General features: G+C 72.8%; 14 protein-coding genes. 7 read left to right on the top strand and 7 right to left on the bottom strand.

What is annotated here, in order from left to right; genetic code table 11:
* Nucleotides 1-64 precede the first annotated feature (64 nt).
* The 3 genes from CP970_RS07990 to CP970_RS07980 all read left to right on the top strand — a co-directional run bounded on the left by CP970_RS07990 (nt 65) and on the right by CP970_RS07980 (nt 2,345).
* A complete protein-coding gene (locus tag CP970_RS07990) occupies nt 65-436 on the top strand; it encodes a BlaI/MecI/CopY family transcriptional regulator (RefSeq protein ID WP_055549187.1) in 372 nt (123 codons plus the stop codon).
* The gene (locus CP970_RS07985) at nt 433-1,362 is read left to right on the top strand and encodes a M48 family metalloprotease (protein WP_055549184.1); all 930 of its coding nucleotides are present in this window, start codon (nt 433-435) and stop codon (nt 1,360-1,362) included. The genes CP970_RS07990 and CP970_RS07985 overlap by 4 nt, the downstream gene beginning before the upstream one ends.
* A gap of 98 nt (nt 1,363-1,460) precedes the next feature.
* Nucleotides 1,461-2,345 carry a lysylphosphatidylglycerol synthase transmembrane domain-containing protein gene (locus CP970_RS07980; protein WP_240507355.1) on the top strand — a complete coding sequence of 295 codons (885 nt, stop codon included), beginning with the start codon at nt 1,461-1,463 and terminating at the stop codon, nt 2,343-2,345.
* Nucleotides 2,346-2,355: 10 nt separating this feature from the next.
* Here the strand turns inward: CP970_RS07980 and CP970_RS07975 are convergent, their stop codons facing one another.
* Genes CP970_RS07975 through CP970_RS07955 form a run of 5 tightly spaced genes read right to left on the bottom strand, consistent with a single transcriptional unit; the run spans nt 2,356 to nt 7,858 of the window.
* Complete coding sequence (locus tag CP970_RS07975; RefSeq protein WP_055549212.1) at nt 2,356-3,075, bottom strand: response regulator transcription factor; 720 nt, start codon at nt 3,073-3,075, stop codon at nt 2,356-2,358.
* A gap of 47 nt (nt 3,076-3,122) precedes the next feature.
* On the bottom strand, nt 3,123-5,771 hold the full coding sequence (locus tag CP970_RS07970; protein WP_055549182.1) for an FtsX-like permease family protein: 2,649 nt from the start codon (nt 5,769-5,771) through the stop codon (nt 3,123-3,125).
* The gene (locus CP970_RS07965) at nt 5,768-6,457 is read right to left on the bottom strand and encodes an ABC transporter ATP-binding protein (protein WP_055549180.1); all 690 of its coding nucleotides are present in this window, start codon (nt 6,455-6,457) and stop codon (nt 5,768-5,770) included. The genes CP970_RS07970 and CP970_RS07965 overlap by 4 nt, the downstream gene beginning before the upstream one ends.
* Nucleotides 6,444-7,184: an ABC transporter ATP-binding protein gene (locus tag CP970_RS07960; protein ID WP_107098973.1), complete on the bottom strand. Its 741-nt coding sequence runs from the start codon at nt 7,182-7,184 to the stop codon at nt 6,444-6,446. Before CP970_RS07960 ends, CP970_RS07965 begins: the two co-directional genes overlap by 14 nt.
* A complete protein-coding gene (locus CP970_RS07955; RefSeq protein WP_055549178.1) occupies nt 7,181-7,858 on the bottom strand; it encodes a hypothetical protein in 678 nt (225 codons plus the stop codon). The genes CP970_RS07960 and CP970_RS07955 overlap by 4 nt, the downstream gene beginning before the upstream one ends.
* A gap of 158 nt (nt 7,859-8,016) precedes the next feature.
* Between CP970_RS07955 and CP970_RS07950 the strand changes: the two genes are divergently transcribed.
* The 4 genes from CP970_RS07950 (at nt 8,017) to CP970_RS07935 (ending at nt 12,776) form a co-directional block, all read left to right on the top strand.
* The gene (locus CP970_RS07950) at nt 8,017-9,327 is read left to right on the top strand and encodes a HAMP domain-containing sensor histidine kinase (protein ID WP_055549176.1); all 1,311 of its coding nucleotides are present in this window, start codon (nt 8,017-8,019) and stop codon (nt 9,325-9,327) included.
* A 222-nt stretch (nt 9,328-9,549) separates the two neighbouring features.
* Complete coding sequence (locus CP970_RS07945; RefSeq protein WP_055549173.1) at nt 9,550-10,206, top strand: response regulator transcription factor; 657 nt, start codon at nt 9,550-9,552, stop codon at nt 10,204-10,206.
* The gene (locus CP970_RS07940; protein WP_224058321.1) at nt 10,203-11,465 is read left to right on the top strand and encodes a sensor histidine kinase; all 1,263 of its coding nucleotides are present in this window, start codon (nt 10,203-10,205) and stop codon (nt 11,463-11,465) included. The genes CP970_RS07945 and CP970_RS07940 overlap by 4 nt, the downstream gene beginning before the upstream one ends.
* 39 nt (nt 11,466-11,504) lie before the next feature.
* Nucleotides 11,505-12,776, top strand: a complete 1,272-nt coding sequence (locus CP970_RS07935) for a COG4705 family protein (RefSeq protein ID WP_055549169.1) — start codon at nt 11,505-11,507, stop codon at nt 12,774-12,776.
* A gap of 46 nt (nt 12,777-12,822) precedes the next feature.
* Here CP970_RS07935 and CP970_RS07930 read toward each other — a convergent pair whose 3' ends face one another.
* Nucleotides 12,823-13,611, bottom strand: coding sequence for an ABC transporter permease (locus CP970_RS07930; protein ID WP_055549167.1), 789 nt, complete (start codon nt 13,609-13,611; stop codon nt 12,823-12,825).
* A complete protein-coding gene (locus CP970_RS07925) occupies nt 13,611-14,339 on the bottom strand; it encodes an ABC transporter ATP-binding protein (protein ID WP_055549165.1) in 729 nt (242 codons plus the stop codon). Before CP970_RS07925 ends, CP970_RS07930 begins: the two co-directional genes overlap by 1 nt.
* Nucleotides 14,340-14,393: the final 54 nt, after the last annotated feature.

The raw sequence follows: 14,393 nt of genomic DNA, 5'->3' as shown, positions 1-14,393 counted from the left end.
AGTGACTACAATCCTGTAGACGGTCTACATTACTGTAGACGCTTGGGCGGTGAGGAGCGTTCCCATGACCGAGGCGAGGGACGAGCGGCGGCCGGCGGGCGAGTTGGAGACCGCCGTCATGGCGGCGTTGTGGGCCGCCGAGACCCCGCTCACGCCCGGACGGCTGCAGAGCGAACTCGGCTTCGGCCTGGCCCGTACGACGGTGGCGACGATAGTGAGCCGCCTGCACGAGAAAGGGCTCGTCCGCCGGGAGCGGCAGGGACGCGGCTACGCCTACGCCCCCGTACAGGACGCTCCCGGGCTGACCGCCCAGCGCATGCACACCGAACTCGACCGGGACACCGACCGGGAGACGGTTCTGGCCCGCTTCGTCGCACAGCTCGCCCCCGGTGACGAGGAAGTCCTGCGCCGGCTTCTGGAGGGCGACGAGGGATGATCGCCGTGCTGCTCGTTCCCCTGGCCCTGACCTTCCTCGCGCCGCCGCTGGCCCGCCGGACGCTGGACCGGTTCGCCCCTGTCGTCGCGCTGCGGGTGCTCACCGCCTCCGCCCTGGCGCTGGCGGGAGCCTGCGTCGCGGCGCTGGGCGCTCTGGTCCTGACCGGACTACTCAAAGTTCCCGCGTTCGCCGCCCTGGGCGACCTCGTCCACCCCCTGCGTACCTCGTCGGACTATGTGGTCCTTCCTTTGGCGGTCGCGGCGACCGGAGTGCTCACCCTCAGCGTGCTGACGCTTCTGCGCTCGGCCGTCCGGCAGGTCCGCGCGCTGCGCGTCGCCCGTAAGCAGGTCGAGAGCCGACCCGCCGTGGGCGATCTGTGTGTGGTCGAGTCGTCGCACGCGGACGCGTACGCTCTGCCCGGACGCCCGCATCGCATCGTCGTCACCACCGGCATGCTGCGCAGCCTGGGCGCCGCCGAGCGCGAGGCCCTGTTCGCCCACGAACGTGCGCACAACCGGGGCGGGCACCACTACTTCTTGGCCGCCGCGGAGTTCGCGGCCCCTTGCCATCCCGCGCTGCGCGCTGTGCGTGGGACCATCCGGCTCGCCGCTGAGCGGGCCGCCGACGAGGCTGCCGCCACCGCCGTAGGTGACCGGCGACTGATCGCCACGGCCATCGCCCGGGCCGCCCTCGCCGGGCACGCCGCCCCCTCGACCCGACCGGACTTCGCCCCCGCGGCGACGACCGGCCCCGTGCCGCAGCGGGTCGCCGCCCTGCTCACGCCGCCCGAGGGGCACTCCAGTGCCGCGCGCTGTGCCGCGCTCCTCCTCGTGGCCTGCACCGCCGTGTCCGTCACCGCCGGAGCGGCCGGTGCCGTCACCTTCCACCACGCGGTCGAGGTCGCCCAGGGCGAGAACAGGCCATGACCGGCGCGGCTCCGGTGAGCGGCGAGAGGACGGCGCGTGCGGCCGGGCCCGCTTGCCGTGGGCTCGGCCGGCCTTGGCAACTCGCCGTCACCGTGGCTGTGTTGGCCGCGGTCGCCTGGGGCCTGGCCGCGCACCGGCGCACGATGGACGCCGGTGCCGACCAGCTCGCCGGTGCCGACCGGGACTGGCTCCTTGCGGCCGCGGCGGCGACGCTGGCGACCTGGGTGTGCGCGGCGATCACTCAGCAGGGCGCGGTGGTCGAACGCCTGCCCGCTCGGCGTCTGGTGGCCGCGCAGTTCGCGGCGTGCGCGGCCAACCACGTACTGCCCGCAGGGGTCGGCGCGAGCCTGGTCAACCTGCGCTTCCTCACCCGCTGCGGGCTCTCCACCACCCGCTCGGCCACCGCACTCGCGGTCAAGGCCGCTGTCGGCGGCCTGGTCCGCCTCGCGCTGGCGATCCTGCTCCTGCTGACCTCGCCCCGCGTTCCATCGCTCTCCCCGGCCATCTCCCGCCCCACTCTCGCGCAAGGGGCTGTCGGCTGCGTCGTCCTCGCCGTCTCGGCCCTGATCCTGTACGGGCCCGTGCGTCGCCGCGTGCGGGAGGCGGCGCGGCAGGCGCTTGCCGACGTACGGGCTGTGCACGGCAAGCGGTCCCGGGTCTGCGCCCTGTGGGGAGGCTCCCTCGGCTTCGCCCTGCTGCATGCCGCCGTGCTGGTCGCTGTGGTGCGGGCGCTGGACGTCTCCGTGCCCGCCGAGCACGTCATGCTGGCCTATCTCCTGGCCAGCGGGGCCGCCGTGCTGCTGCCGACGCCGGGTGGCCTGGGTTCGCTGGACGCGGCGCTCGTGCTGACGCTCACCGCGGCAGGGACCTCTGGCACCGTGGCCCTGTCGGCGGTTTTCGGCTACCGCTTCCTGACGGCCTGGCTGCCGCTGTTTCCGGGGCTGGTGGTCTGGGGGTGGATGGTCCGGCGCAGCGTGCTGTGACCAGGGCGGCTCAGGGTTCCAGACGGTAGCCGTGTCCGCGCAGCGTGGTGATGCGGGGCAGCCGGGCGCGGGCGCCGGCGGCCTGTGTGAGGCGGCGGCGCAGACCGGCCATGGTGACGTCCAGGGTCTTGGTGGAGCCGAACCAGTTCTCGTCCCACACCTCGGCCATCAACGTCTCTCGGGAGACGGCGTCCCCCACGTGCTGGGCGAGGACGGCCAGCAGGTCGAACTCCTTGGCGCGCAGGGCGACCTCGTCGCCGTCGAGCGTGCAGCGGCGGGCGGAGACGTCGAGGACGAGATCGGCCAGGCGCACCGGTTCCTGCGGCGGTGCCGGGACGGTGCGGCGGCGTAGGTGGGCGCGGAGCCGGGCGAGCAGCACGGACAGGCTGAACGGCTTGACGAGGTAGTCGTCGGCTCCCGCGTCCAGGCCGGCGATCACGTCGATGTCGTCGGTGCGGGCGGTGAGGATGATGATCAGCAGGTCGGGCCGGCGGGCGCGCAGGACGCGGGCGACGTCGAGGCCGTCCATGTCGGGCAGGCCCAGGTCGAGGAGGAGGACGTCGTAGGCGGATTGCGTGGCCTCTGCCAGGGCGGCCGAGCCGGTCCGGCTCCAGCTGGACCGGTAGTCGCTGCCGCGCAGGCCGCTCACCAGGTGGCGGCCGATGGTGTCGTCGTCCTCGACGATCAGGACGCGGGGGCGGCTGGGGTCCGGGACGGCGGGCGTGGGCATGGCCGACAGCGTAGGAGCGGACGGCCAGATGCGCGGGTACGGCGCGGTCACAGGTCGCGCAACTCCTCGACGGCCGGGCGCCGCGCGCGACGGATCCCGTTGAGGGCGGCGGCCAGCACGGCGGCGACGGCGGTGCTCGCGGTGAGGGTCAGGTAGGCGGCCGGGACCGAGAGCGAGGCGGGCGGCGGGTCGAAGACGCCGGTAAGGACCTTGACCAGCATCTCCGACAGGGCCCAGCCGATCAGCGCACCACCCGCGAGCCCACCGGCGATCAGCAGCAGCGCCTCGGTGAGGACCATGCCGCGCAGCTGGCCGCGGCGGGCGCCGAGCACGGTGGCGATGGCGAAGGTACGGCGGCGTTCGGCGAGCCCGAGGGCGAGGACGAGTCCGCCCGCTCCGGCGGCGAGCAGCACGGCGAAGGCGAGTTCGATACGGGTCAGGCCGGCCAGGTCGACGGAGGTGAGGCTGGTGCCGACGGTGCCGCGGGTCTGGGTGAGGTCGGTGACCGTGGCGCGGGTGCCCAACTGTGTGCGCAGGTGCGCGGCGACCTGCTTCTGGTGGGTGCCGCCGGTATCGAGCAGGAACGCGCCGATGGCGTCGCTGCCGGTCGCCTTGGTGATGTACGCGGCGTTGGCGACGAAGAAGCTGTCCTTGGGCGCGGTGGGGAACTCCTTGGCGATGCCCGCGTAGTGGAAGGGCACGGTGCGCAGGGACTTGGTGCGGGCGTCCTGGATGCGCAGGTTGACGGTGTCGCCGACCGAGAGCTGGAAGTCGTGCACGGTCTCCACGCTGACCAGGATGTTGTCCGGGCGCTGGGCGAGGCGGCGCATGAGCTGGTGGGCGGTGCCGCCGGAGAAGTAGGCGTCTTGGAGGGAGGTGGCGTGGGCGATGGTGTCGGGGCGGACGCCGTAGAGGTCCTGGAGGTCGGGGCCGACGTAGGCGAAGCGGTGCTGGAGCGGCTCGACGTGGCGTACGCCGGAGACCTTCAGGGTGTCGGCCGCGCCGGGCGGGACGTGGGCGGCGGGCGGCTCGGTGACCGTGACGTCGGCGCCGTTGGTCAGCCGGGCGTCGGCCTCGGCCTGCTGGTGGTAGGTGGCGTTGAAGACGGCTGTGGAGATCGCGAAGGACACCGCGAGGGCGAGCAGCACCGCCGAGCGGGCCAGCGGGCGGCGGCGCCGGGCCAGGACGGCTGCCGTGGTGTCGGCGAGGGTGGCGGTCAGCGGGCGGGCCAGGCGGGTGATCACCGGGCGGCCGTAGGTGAGGGCGAGCAGCGTCAGGCGCCAGACCAGCAGCGCGGCGCCGATCCACAGCAGCGCCGGGCCCAGGAAGGCCCAGTACGAGACGGACAGAGCGGGCACGCCTTCCGGGGCGAGGACGAGGGCGTACTGGTTGCCCGAGGAGGCGCGGAAGACCAGCCAGGAGCCCACGAGCAGGACGAAGTCCAGGCCGTAGCGCAGCCACCAGGGCGAGCGCGCGGAGCGCCCGCCGCTCTCCTTGCGGGTGTCGGCGACGCTGGCCGACCGCAGGTCGCGCACGGCCGGAGCGAGGACCGCGCCGGCGGCCACGACGATGCCGAGGACGAAGGCGAGTCCGCACCACACCACCCAGGTGCCCGCGCCCGCACCGAAGGACCAGGCGCCGAAGGCCAGATGTCCGGTCAGCGCCGCGACGCCCAGGCCGACGAGCCCGCCCGCGGCGCCCACCAGGGCGGCCTCCAGAGAGGCGAGCGCGGTGATCTGACGGGGCCGCAGTCCACGCAGCCGCAGCAGGCCCTGCTCCTGACGGCGCCTGGCGCCTCCGGCCGATGCCACCGCGCCGGTCAGCGCGGCGGCCAGGATCGCGCCGGGCACGCCGAGGAAGAGGAACAGGATCTGGGCGTAGAGGGCGTCCTGGCGGGCGGAGTCGAGGGCGGCACCGAGGTTGTCGCCGACCAGTGCCGCGCCCGCTGCCTGGGCCTCCAGATGATGGGCGGCACCGGTGACCGCGGTGAAGGCGGCGGCCGGGTCGGCGGGCAGCTGGGCGTCACGGGCGGCATGGACCTGAGTGCTCAGGTCACGCGCGCCCCGGGTCAGGGAAGTGAACCGTTCGGAGGGCAGCAGGATGACGTTGTCGGGGGGCGCGGTCGGCTGGGACTGGGAGGGGGCGCCGACCTTCTGGAACAGGGAGTCGGCCTGCGGCAGGTCCACCACACCGTCCACCCGGACCTGCCGCGCTCCGATGCCCGGCAGCCGGATGCCGACGCTGTCGCCGGGGGCGGCGTGCAGGTTGGCGGCGGTCTGCTGGGCGAGCAGGACGCCGGTGGGGGAGCCGGACAGGAGGCGGATCGCGTCCGGGAACAGCCTTGGGTAGCCGGACGGGAGGCCGAGGGCCATGCCGGGTCCTGTGGTCTGCGTGCTGCCCTGGACCTGGGCGGTGAAGCCGGCGGTGCGGGCGTACCCGACCGGGAGGGCGGCGCGCGTGCCGGGCGCCTTGCGGACCTGCCGGAGCACGGCGGCGGGATCGGCGCCGGGCTGCACCTCGACCTGCCAGTCCACGGCGACCGCGCGGACGGCGCGCTGGGTCATGGTCGCCTTCGAGGCGGTCAGGAAGGAGCCGAGGGAGGCGATCAGAGCGACCGCCAGCGCGATGCCGGCGACGGCGGCCAGCAGCCGTCCGGCGCGGTGGCGGAGCAGGCCGCCCGCCCACGAAGTGATCATGAGCAGTCCTCCGTGTCCGCGATGTCGGCCGTGTTCTCCCGCGCGAGCAGCCGCCCGTCGCGCATGACCCGACGCACGGGCAATCGGGCCGCGACGGCCGGGTCGTGGGTGGTGACGACGAGGGCCGCGCCCGTGTGGTCCGCCACCGCAAGCAGTGCGTCCAGAACCCGGGCGCCGGTGGCGTGGTCGAGGCGGCCGGTGGGCTCGTCGGCCAAGATCAGGCGCGGCTCCTGGGCCAGTACGCGGGCCACGGCGACGCGTTGGGCCTGGCCGCCGGATATCTCCTCGGGCAGCCGGTCGGCCAGGTCGGCCGCGCCGACCAGGGCGAGGGCGTCGGAGACCGTCCGGCGGGTCTGCGCAGGTGGGCGGCCGGCGAGGGCGAGGGGCAGCGCGGTGTTCTCCGCGACGTCGAGGGCGGGGATGAGGCTGTCGGCCTGGAACACCAGGCCGATGTCGGTCCTCCCGGCGAGGCCGGGCCGGGTGACGGTGCCGCTGGTGGGGTGTTCGAGCCCGGCCAGCAGATGCAGCAGCGACGACTTTCCCGACCCCGACGGGCCCACGACGGCCAGCCGGTCGCCGGGCATGATGCTCAGGTCGGCGCCGTGCACGGCCACCACGGCCGTGGGGCCGCGGCCGAAGGTCAGCGCCGCGTCCGCGCAGACGACGAGGGCGTCACGGGCGGACATCGTCGGCCTCCCGCGGCCCGCTCCGGGCGGACGCCTCGCCGACCCGGCCGTCGGCCAGGGCGATGACCCGGTCGGCGCCGCGGACCACCGCCGGGCTGTGCGTGACGATCAGCACGGCACAGCCGCCCGTAGCCCGCTCCCGGATCATCCGCAGCACCACCTGCTCGGCAGCGCCGTCGAGTTCGCCGGTCGGCTCGTCGGCAAGGAGCACAGTCGGTGAGTTGGCGAGGGCGACGGCCAGGCCGGCCCGGGCCAGTTCACCGCCGGACAGCTGGCGCGGCAGAGCCCGGATCCGGTCGGCGAGACCCACCTGGTCGAGCAGCGCCTGCGCACGTGCCGCGGGCCGCCCGCGCACGGCCCGCTGGGCCAGGCGGATGTTGTCCCGCACGGTGAGGTGCGGCAGCAGGTTGCGGCTCTGCAGCAGGACGCCGATGTGACGGGCGCGCAGCCGATCCCGCTCGGGCCCCGACCGGTGACTGATGCGGACCCCGGACACCTTGACCTCGCCGCCCGACGGCTCGTCGAGCCCGGCCAGGCACGCCAGCAGGGTGGACTTGCCCGCCCCCGACGGGCCGACGACGGCGACCGTCTCACCGCGCCGCACGCGCAGCGACACCCCGCGCAGCGCCAGGGTCTCCTCTTCGCCCGCCCGGTAGAAGCGGTACAGCTCGCGGGCGGACAGCGCGTCGTCGCGTTCGTAGGACGGTCGGTCGGGCACGGCACTCACCGCCACGCGAAGGAATCGCTGACGATCCGCCACGGATCGACGTTGTCGGCGTTGAGCGGACCGGACAGCGTCACATCGACCTCGTGCCCCTGCCGGAAGAAGGCGTACCGCTCGAACGCGTCCCGCACCACCTTGCCGGTGACCGGGTCCTTCGCGGAGTCACCCTGGTAGGTGAGCCGGACGACGCGACCGGCATGACGGCTCACCTCGGTCACCTTCGGGGTCGCGAACTTCGCCACTTGGTCCTTGAGTTGGGGCGCCACCGTATGCGTGACGGCGTCGACCGTGGGTCGGGCCGTAGCGGTGCCCGACGTGATCCGGACCGTGTTCAGCTTGTCCGTGAACACCGTCGTCGCGCCCTTCTCGGTACGCGCCCACCCCTCGGGCACCTTGACCGTGAAGCCGTTGAACCCGGTAAAAGCGCTGCCGGGCCGGTACGCCACGTACACCTGGTTGTCGGGGATGTCGCCCGGCGGATTCGACTCGGTGGGCGCCGGGCCGGCCTGCGAACTCCCGCCTCCTGCGGGCGAACTGGCGGGAGAAGACGACGCGGACCGGGTGGACGGGGACGAGCCCGAGTGCGTCCCGGACGACCCGGAACATCCGGCGACCCCGGCGGCGGCCGCCGCCGCGACCAGCGACAGACCGACGGCGGACGTGCGTGCGAGTGCCATGGCCACTGCCCTCCCGGGAGCGTGCGAGCGAATGTCGCTTCGGTCATGCCACCGACGCTAGAGAGCGACCGGTTAAGGCCCGGCACGCCGACGGTTAGCCGACGGCAAAAGCGCGTGGCACCGGACCGGAACACCCGCACAGCCCGCAGGATGAGGGCATGAGACAGCGTGTGGTGCGTGTCGCCCTCACCGCCGCCCTGGTCGCCGTGGTCCTCCTCGCCGTCCCGCTGGCCTTGGTCATCCGGTCCTCGCTCTACGCCGACCAGCGCGACGCCTTGGAGCGGGCCGCCCTGTCGGCCGCGGTGCGGGTCAACACCGACTACCTGAGCGGAGACCCGGCCGAACTGCCCGCGCCACCGGACGGTGGACACCTGGGCCTGTACGACACCCACCTGCGGCTGCGGGCGGGCGACGGCCCGGCGACCGGCGACGCCCCCGTGCGCCGCGCCCTCGGCGCGACGGTGGTGCGCGCCGACTCGGCCGGCGACCTGACGGTCACGGTGCCGGTGCCGCACGCCGAACAGGTCATCGGCGTCGTCCGCGCCTCCTCACCCGCCGACGCCGTACGCGACCGGGTCCTGGCCGCATGGGCCGCGCTCGCGGGAGCCTGCGCCCTCGCCCTGAGCGCGGCCGTCCTGCTCGCCCGCCGCCAGGCGCGAGCCCTCGCCACCCCACTGGAGGACCTCTCCCGCCACTGCCGGGCCGTTACGGACGGCGACCTGAGCGCGCGGGCCGCCCCCAGCAGCATCAGCGAGATCGACCAAGTGGCCCACACACACAACGAGATGCTGCACAGCCTCACCGAACTCCTGCGCCACGAGCGGGACTTCACCACCAACGCCTCCCACCAACTGCGCACCCCGCTCACCGGACTGCAGCTCACCCTGGAAGCGGGCCTCACCCAAGGCGACGCCCGGCTGCGCCCCGTCGTCGAGGAGGCGCTGGCCACCACGCGCCGCCTGCACGACACGGTGGAGGAGGTGCTGCGCCTGTCCCGCTCCCGCGGCCTTCCCCACGCCGTCGCCCCGGACATGGCGGTGTCCCGTCTCGTACGTGACCTCGAGGGACGCTGGCACGGCCTGCTCGCCCGCGACGGCAGACGGCTGGAGTGCACGACCGAAGGCGTCGCCGACGACGCCCGGGTCCCGGGCGCCCCTCTCGCGGAGATCCTCGGCGTCCTGCTGGACAACGCGCGCGTGCACGGGCGGGGCACCGTGCGCCTGACGGTGCGCGACCTCGAGGACGCGCTGGCCTTCGACGTGACGGACGAAGGCGGGATCGAGCAAGACCCGGCGCATCTCTTCGACCGTGGGCACAGCGACGGCGGCCAGGGAGCGGGCATCGGCCTGGCCCTCGCCCGCGACCTGGCCCTCTCTCTGGGCGGCAGGCTTTCCCTGACGGGCCGCCGGCCGAGTACGTTCACCGTGCTGGTGCCGGTGCGCGGCGGCGAGCCGCAGGACGGCGGCTGACGACCTGGTGCCGGGCACCCGCTGTCCGGGGTCCCGGTGGACGAACTTCGGCTCCTCGCCCGCCGCCACCGAGGTGATCGAACTGGTCGGCTCGGCCGGTCGCGCCGGACCGTCGCGGTTCGGCAGCAGGGCAGGGGAGTGCGGGGCCAGTGCCTTTCACGGCCGTCAAGCGGCTGATCAGAGCAGATGGAGAACCGGGACCGGAGTATCTAGGGTCAGCACGTGGCTTTCATCATGGTGTGCGAAGACGACGCGGCGGTCCGCGGCGTCCTCAAGCGCGCCCTGGAGTACGACGGCCACACCGTCTCGGTCGCCGCCACGGCCGACAGCCTGCTGCGGCAGCTCGCACCGGCGCCCCAGCTGGTCGTCCTGGATCTCGGGCTCCCGGACGCCGACGGCCGCGACGTCTGCCTGGCCCTTCGGGCGCGCGGTGTCGACGTGCCGGTGCTGATGCTCACCGCGTTGGACGGCCTGCATCACAAGGTGGGCGGCTTCGAGGCCGGCACCGACGACTACATGACCAAACCCTTCGACGTCCCGGAACTGCTGGTCCGGGTCCGGGCCCTCCTGCGCCGGGCCACCGTGGCGCCCGCGACGCGCCGCGAGGTCGTCCTCGATCCGGCGAAGCACGTGGTGTCCTACGGCTCGGTGAGCGAGAGCCTGACGCCGACCGAGTTCCGGCTGCTGGGCCGCCTGATCGCCTCGCAGGGCGACGCGGTACGCCGCCACGCCCTCATCGCCGCCGGCTGGCCGCACGGAGCGCAGGTCAGCGAGAACACCCTCGACTCCTTCGTGCGCCGACTGCGGAGCAAGCTGGGGCCGCTGGGCGTGGCCGAGCGTCTGGTGACCGTCCGCGGCGTGGGCTACCGATGGCAATGACGGGATTCCGCAGCAGGGTCGTCGCGCTCACTGTGCTGATCGCCACCGCCGTGGTCGCGGTCCTGGTCGTGGTCTCGCACGTGCTGCTGAGCCGGGTGACGGACGCGGACGCGCATGACCTGGCCCGGACCCGTGCCGAGGCGGTCGCGGTGAACGTCACCGCCAAGGGCGGCCGTGTCGTACTGACGGAGAACGACAGCGAGGCACTGGACGAGGTCGCCTGGGTGTATGCCGACGGCCACCTGATCGACGGGAACGTCCCGGCAAGCGTGGTGGGTCGCGTCGAGGAGTTGGCGGACTCGAGGCGATCGCAGACCGCGACGGTGGGCGACTACCTCCTGTACGCGCGGCTGGTGCCGATCGAGGGCCACCACGTCATGGTGGTTGTCCGGGTGGACCTCACGCCCTACGAGACATCCGAGCAGCGCAGTCTGACCTTGTCGTTGATCCTGGGCGGCCTCGCGATCCTCCTCGCCGGGGGTGTCGCGCACCTCGTGGTGCACCGCGCGCTGCGGGTCGTGCACGAGATGGCCGCCCTGGCCGACGACTGGGGCCATCACGAACCCGGACGCCGTTTCAACCTGGGAGTTCCCCGCGACGAGTTCGGGGAATTGGGACAGACCTTGGACCGCCTCCTGGAGCGCGTCGACAACGCGCTGGCGGATGAGCGCCGGCTCACCGATGAAATCGCCCACGAACTGCGGACCCCGCTCACGGTCCTGCGCGGTGAGGCGCAGCTGGCGCAGCTGTGCGGCGAGCCGGTGCCGCCGGAGGCGGTGCTGAGCGAGGTCGACCGCCTCGATACGGCGATCACGACGATTCTGCGCGCCGCGCGCGCACGGACCGACGACGAGGCCCGGTGCGATCTGCGCTCCGCCGCGCGGCAGGCGATCGGCTCCCGCGCGGTCGAGGTCGCCTTCCCGGCGAAGGCCGAGGCGGCCGTGGCGCCCGACGTCGCCGTGTCACTGCTGTCCCCCCTGCTGGAGAACGGCCTGCGGCACGCGCGGTCGCGGGTGTGGATCACCGCGCGCAACCAGGGCGAGACCGTGGTGATCGATATCCTGGACGACGGCCCCGGATTCGATCCCGCGGACGTCGAGCGGGTCTTCGAAGCGGGCGTGACCGGCGGCGACGGGTACGGTCTTGGGCTGCCGGTGGTCCGGCGCATCGCCGCCTCGGCCGGTGTGGAGGTCCGCGCGATCGCGGACGGCCGCGGTCACGTCGAGGTGACCCTTCCGGCCGCGCGTGCGGCCACGTAGTCAGGTTGCTTGCAGGTTCACCCCCGTAGACCTACCTGCATGACATCGACAACGGAAGCACGCACCCGCAGCGGGCGCCTCATGCTCAACAAGGTCCCCGAGGTCACCATCTGGTTCTGGGTGATCAAGATCCTGTGCACCACCGTGGGTGAGAGCTTCGCCGACTGGATCAACATGAAGCTGGGCGTCGGCCTGGTGAACACGGCCTGGATCTTCACCGCGGTGTTCGTGGTGGTCCTGGTCGTCCAGTTGCGGCTGAAGCGGTACGTCCCGTTCCCCTACTGGCTGACCGTGGTCGTTGTCAGTGTCACGGGCACGCTGTACACCGACATCCTCACCGACCAGCTCAACGTGCCGCTGTGGATCAGCTCCGCCGTGTTCTCGGTCCTGCTCGCCGTGGTCTTCGGCGTGTGGTGGCTGCGCGAGCGCACCCTCTCGATCCACTCGGTCACGACGCTGCCACGTGAGTCGTTCTACTGGCTCGCGGTTCTCGTCACCTTCGCACTCGGCACCGCGACCGGCGACTGGACCCTCGAACTCACCGGCTGGAGCCCCGGCGCCTCGGTACTGCTGCCGCTCAGCCTCATCGCGGCGATCACGCTGTTGTGGAAGTTCGGCGCGAACCCGGTGCTGTCCTTCTGGCTCGCCTACATCCTGACCCGCCCGCTGGGCGCCAACATCGGCGACTGGCTCGCGTCCCCGAAGGTCGCTCAGCCGGGCGAGCCGACCGGTCTCGCCCTGGGCACCTTCACCACCAGCCTGGTCTTCCTCGGCCTCATCCTGGCGACGGTGATCTATCTGACGGTGACGCGCTCGGACGTGACCGAGACCTACGAGGCGGCCCACGCCGAACACGCAGGCGGCGACCCGCGCAAGGAGCGCGTCGCGCTGGTCGGCTTCGGACTGCTCGCCGTCGCGACCACGGGCCTGCTGGTCTGGGCCCACGGCCAGCCGCACACCGGCCCGGCGCCGGAGGAGGACAACACCTCCGCCGTCCAGATGGCTCCGGGTGCGGCGGTGAAGAAGTTCCCGCCTGCCAAGGTCTCCGCGCTGCGGACCCTCGCCTCGACCTCGCTCAAGGACGCACACTCGGGCAACGCGAAGGGCGCGCACGCGGCCGCCCAGTCGCTGCGTGACCTGTGGGACGCCGACCAGGCGTCATTGCAGCCGCTGGACAACACCGGCTGGACCTCCATCGACGCTCAGATGGACAAGGTGCTCAAGACCTTCGGCATCGATCACTCGAACCCGCCGATGTCGCCTGCGCGGCAGGAGACGGAACTGAACGCCCTTCTGACGGACATGGGCTGACGGAGCGCACAGCGCCCGGGAACATCTGCTCGGATCGGTGGGGCATCTAGGAGGCGTCGCGTGTGAAGCGCCAGGCCCCGCAGACGAGCGCGAGGGCGAGGTAGAGGGCGAGGTCGGCGAGGGCGAAGGCCAGAGAGGGGGTCCGTTCCGGATGGAGGGGGTGCGGGTGGAGCTGGCCGAGGGTGTCCGCGGCGTTGCTCAGCACGAGCTTGCTGGGCAGGTAGGTCCAGCCTTCGACGGCCTTGGCCGCGCCGTAGCTGAGGTAGACCAGGGCGAAGAGCGCGGCGATGGCTCCGGCGGTGTGCCGGATGACGGCCCCGAGGCCGTAGCCCACGACGGTGACGACGAACAGGTAGAGCCCGGCGCAGGACACGGCGCGCAGCACACCGGGAGTGCCCAGGCCGACGTCGAGGTGCTGCCTGGCCAGGACGGCTTGGCCGATGAAGTAGCTGGTGAACGCGGTGAGTTCGCCCAGGAGCAGGGCGAATCCGCCGATGATGAGGGTCTTGGCGGTGTAGGCGAGCAGGCGCCGGGGTGTCGCGGTCAGCGTCGAGCGGATCAGCCCGGTGGTGTACTCGCTGCTGACGCCCAGTACGCCGAGGACGCCGAAGGCGAGGACGGCGAAGGAGAAACCGGAGAGCGCGTCACCGACCGGGTCGAACTGGGCCCGCTCGGCTGTTGTCATGCGGGGCCAGGCGTCGGCGGTGTGCGCGACGTCCATGACGCTCAGCGTCAGGCCGAATGCCACGGCGACCAGGGCGGTGATCCAGGTCGAGCGGAGGGAACGCAGCTTGATGACCTCGCCGGCCATGGCACCTGTCAGCGCGGTGGGCATCAGTGGTCCGTCCCTTCGGTCCGGTATTCCACGGCAGATGCGGAGAGGTCGAGGTAGGCGTCTTCCAGTGAGGCGCCGGCGGGAACGAAGTCGGTGATCGGGACGTCGGCGAGCAGACGTCCTCGCCCGATGACGAGAAGGTGGTCGGCCGTGAGGGCCATCTCGCTCATCAGGTGGCTGGAGGCCAGGACGGTGCGTCCTTCGCCGGCCAGTGACCGCATGAGGTCACGGATCCATCTGATGCCCTCCGGGTCCAGGCCGTTGGCGGGTTCGTCGAAGATGAGCACGGGCGGGTCGCCGAGCAGGGCGGCGGCTATGCCCAGGCGCTGCTTCATGCCGAGCGAGTAGGTGCCGATCCTGCGGTGGGCGACGTCGGCGAGGCCGGTGAGGGCGAGCACCTCCTCGATCCGGCCGCGCCGGATGTGGCAGGTGGCGGCGAGCGCGGCCAGATGTGCCCATGCCGTACGGCCCTGGTGGACGGCCCCGGCGTCAAGGAGAGCGCCGACTCGGCGCAGCGGCTGTTCGGTCTGGCGGTAGGGAACGCCGTCCACCAGGGCGCGTCCGGCGTCCGGGGTGTCCAGGCCGAGGACGGCCCGGATCGTGGTCGACTTCCCCGCGCCGTTGGGACCGAGGAAGCCGGTCACGCGGGCGGGCTTGACCTCGAAGCTGAGGTCGTCGACGGCGGCCTTGCGGCCGAAGCGTTTGGTGAGATGTTCGCATCGAATCACGTCCCCGACGATGCCGGGCCGGGCCCGGTGCTTCGTCTGCCCGTGGGCAGGTCC

It is taken from the genome of Streptomyces kanamyceticus (genome assembly GCF_008704495.1).
In the GTDB taxonomy this organism is placed as follows: Bacteria; Actinomycetota; Actinomycetes; order Streptomycetales; family Streptomycetaceae; genus Streptomyces; species Streptomyces kanamyceticus.
The sequence above is the reverse complement of the archived record's forward strand: the minus strand, read 5'-3'. Positions and strand labels throughout refer to the sequence as shown.

What these genes read in the sequence shown, in the direction of transcription:
- CP970_RS07935 (WP_055549169.1), top strand. Translation starts at nt 11,505, where the DNA reads ATGACATCGACAACGGAAGCACGCACCCGCAGCGGGCGCCTCATGCTC.
- CP970_RS07985 (WP_055549184.1), top strand. Translation starts at nt 433, where the DNA reads ATGATCGCCGTGCTGCTCGTTCCCCTGGCCCTGACCTTCCTCGCGCCG.
- CP970_RS07965 (WP_055549180.1), bottom strand. Translation starts at nt 6,457, where the DNA reads ATGTCCGCCCGTGACGCCCTCGTCGTCTGCGCGGACGCGGCGCTGACC.
- CP970_RS07970 (WP_055549182.1), bottom strand. Translation starts at nt 5,771, where the DNA reads ATGATCACTTCGTGGGCGGGCGGCCTGCTCCGCCACCGCGCCGGACGG.
- CP970_RS07950 (WP_055549176.1), top strand. Translation starts at nt 8,017, where the DNA reads ATGAGACAGCGTGTGGTGCGTGTCGCCCTCACCGCCGCCCTGGTCGCC.
- CP970_RS07990 (WP_055549187.1), top strand. Translation starts at nt 65, where the DNA reads ATGACCGAGGCGAGGGACGAGCGGCGGCCGGCGGGCGAGTTGGAGACC.
- CP970_RS07975 (WP_055549212.1), bottom strand. Translation starts at nt 3,075, where the DNA reads ATGCCCACGCCCGCCGTCCCGGACCCCAGCCGCCCCCGCGTCCTGATC.
- CP970_RS07930 (WP_055549167.1), bottom strand. Translation starts at nt 13,611, where the DNA reads ATGCCCACCGCGCTGACAGGTGCCATGGCCGGCGAGGTCATCAAGCTG.
- CP970_RS07955 (WP_055549178.1), bottom strand. Translation starts at nt 7,858, where the DNA reads ATGGCACTCGCACGCACGTCCGCCGTCGGTCTGTCGCTGGTCGCGGCG.
- CP970_RS07940 (WP_224058321.1), top strand. Translation starts at nt 10,203, where the DNA reads ATGACGGGATTCCGCAGCAGGGTCGTCGCGCTCACTGTGCTGATCGCC.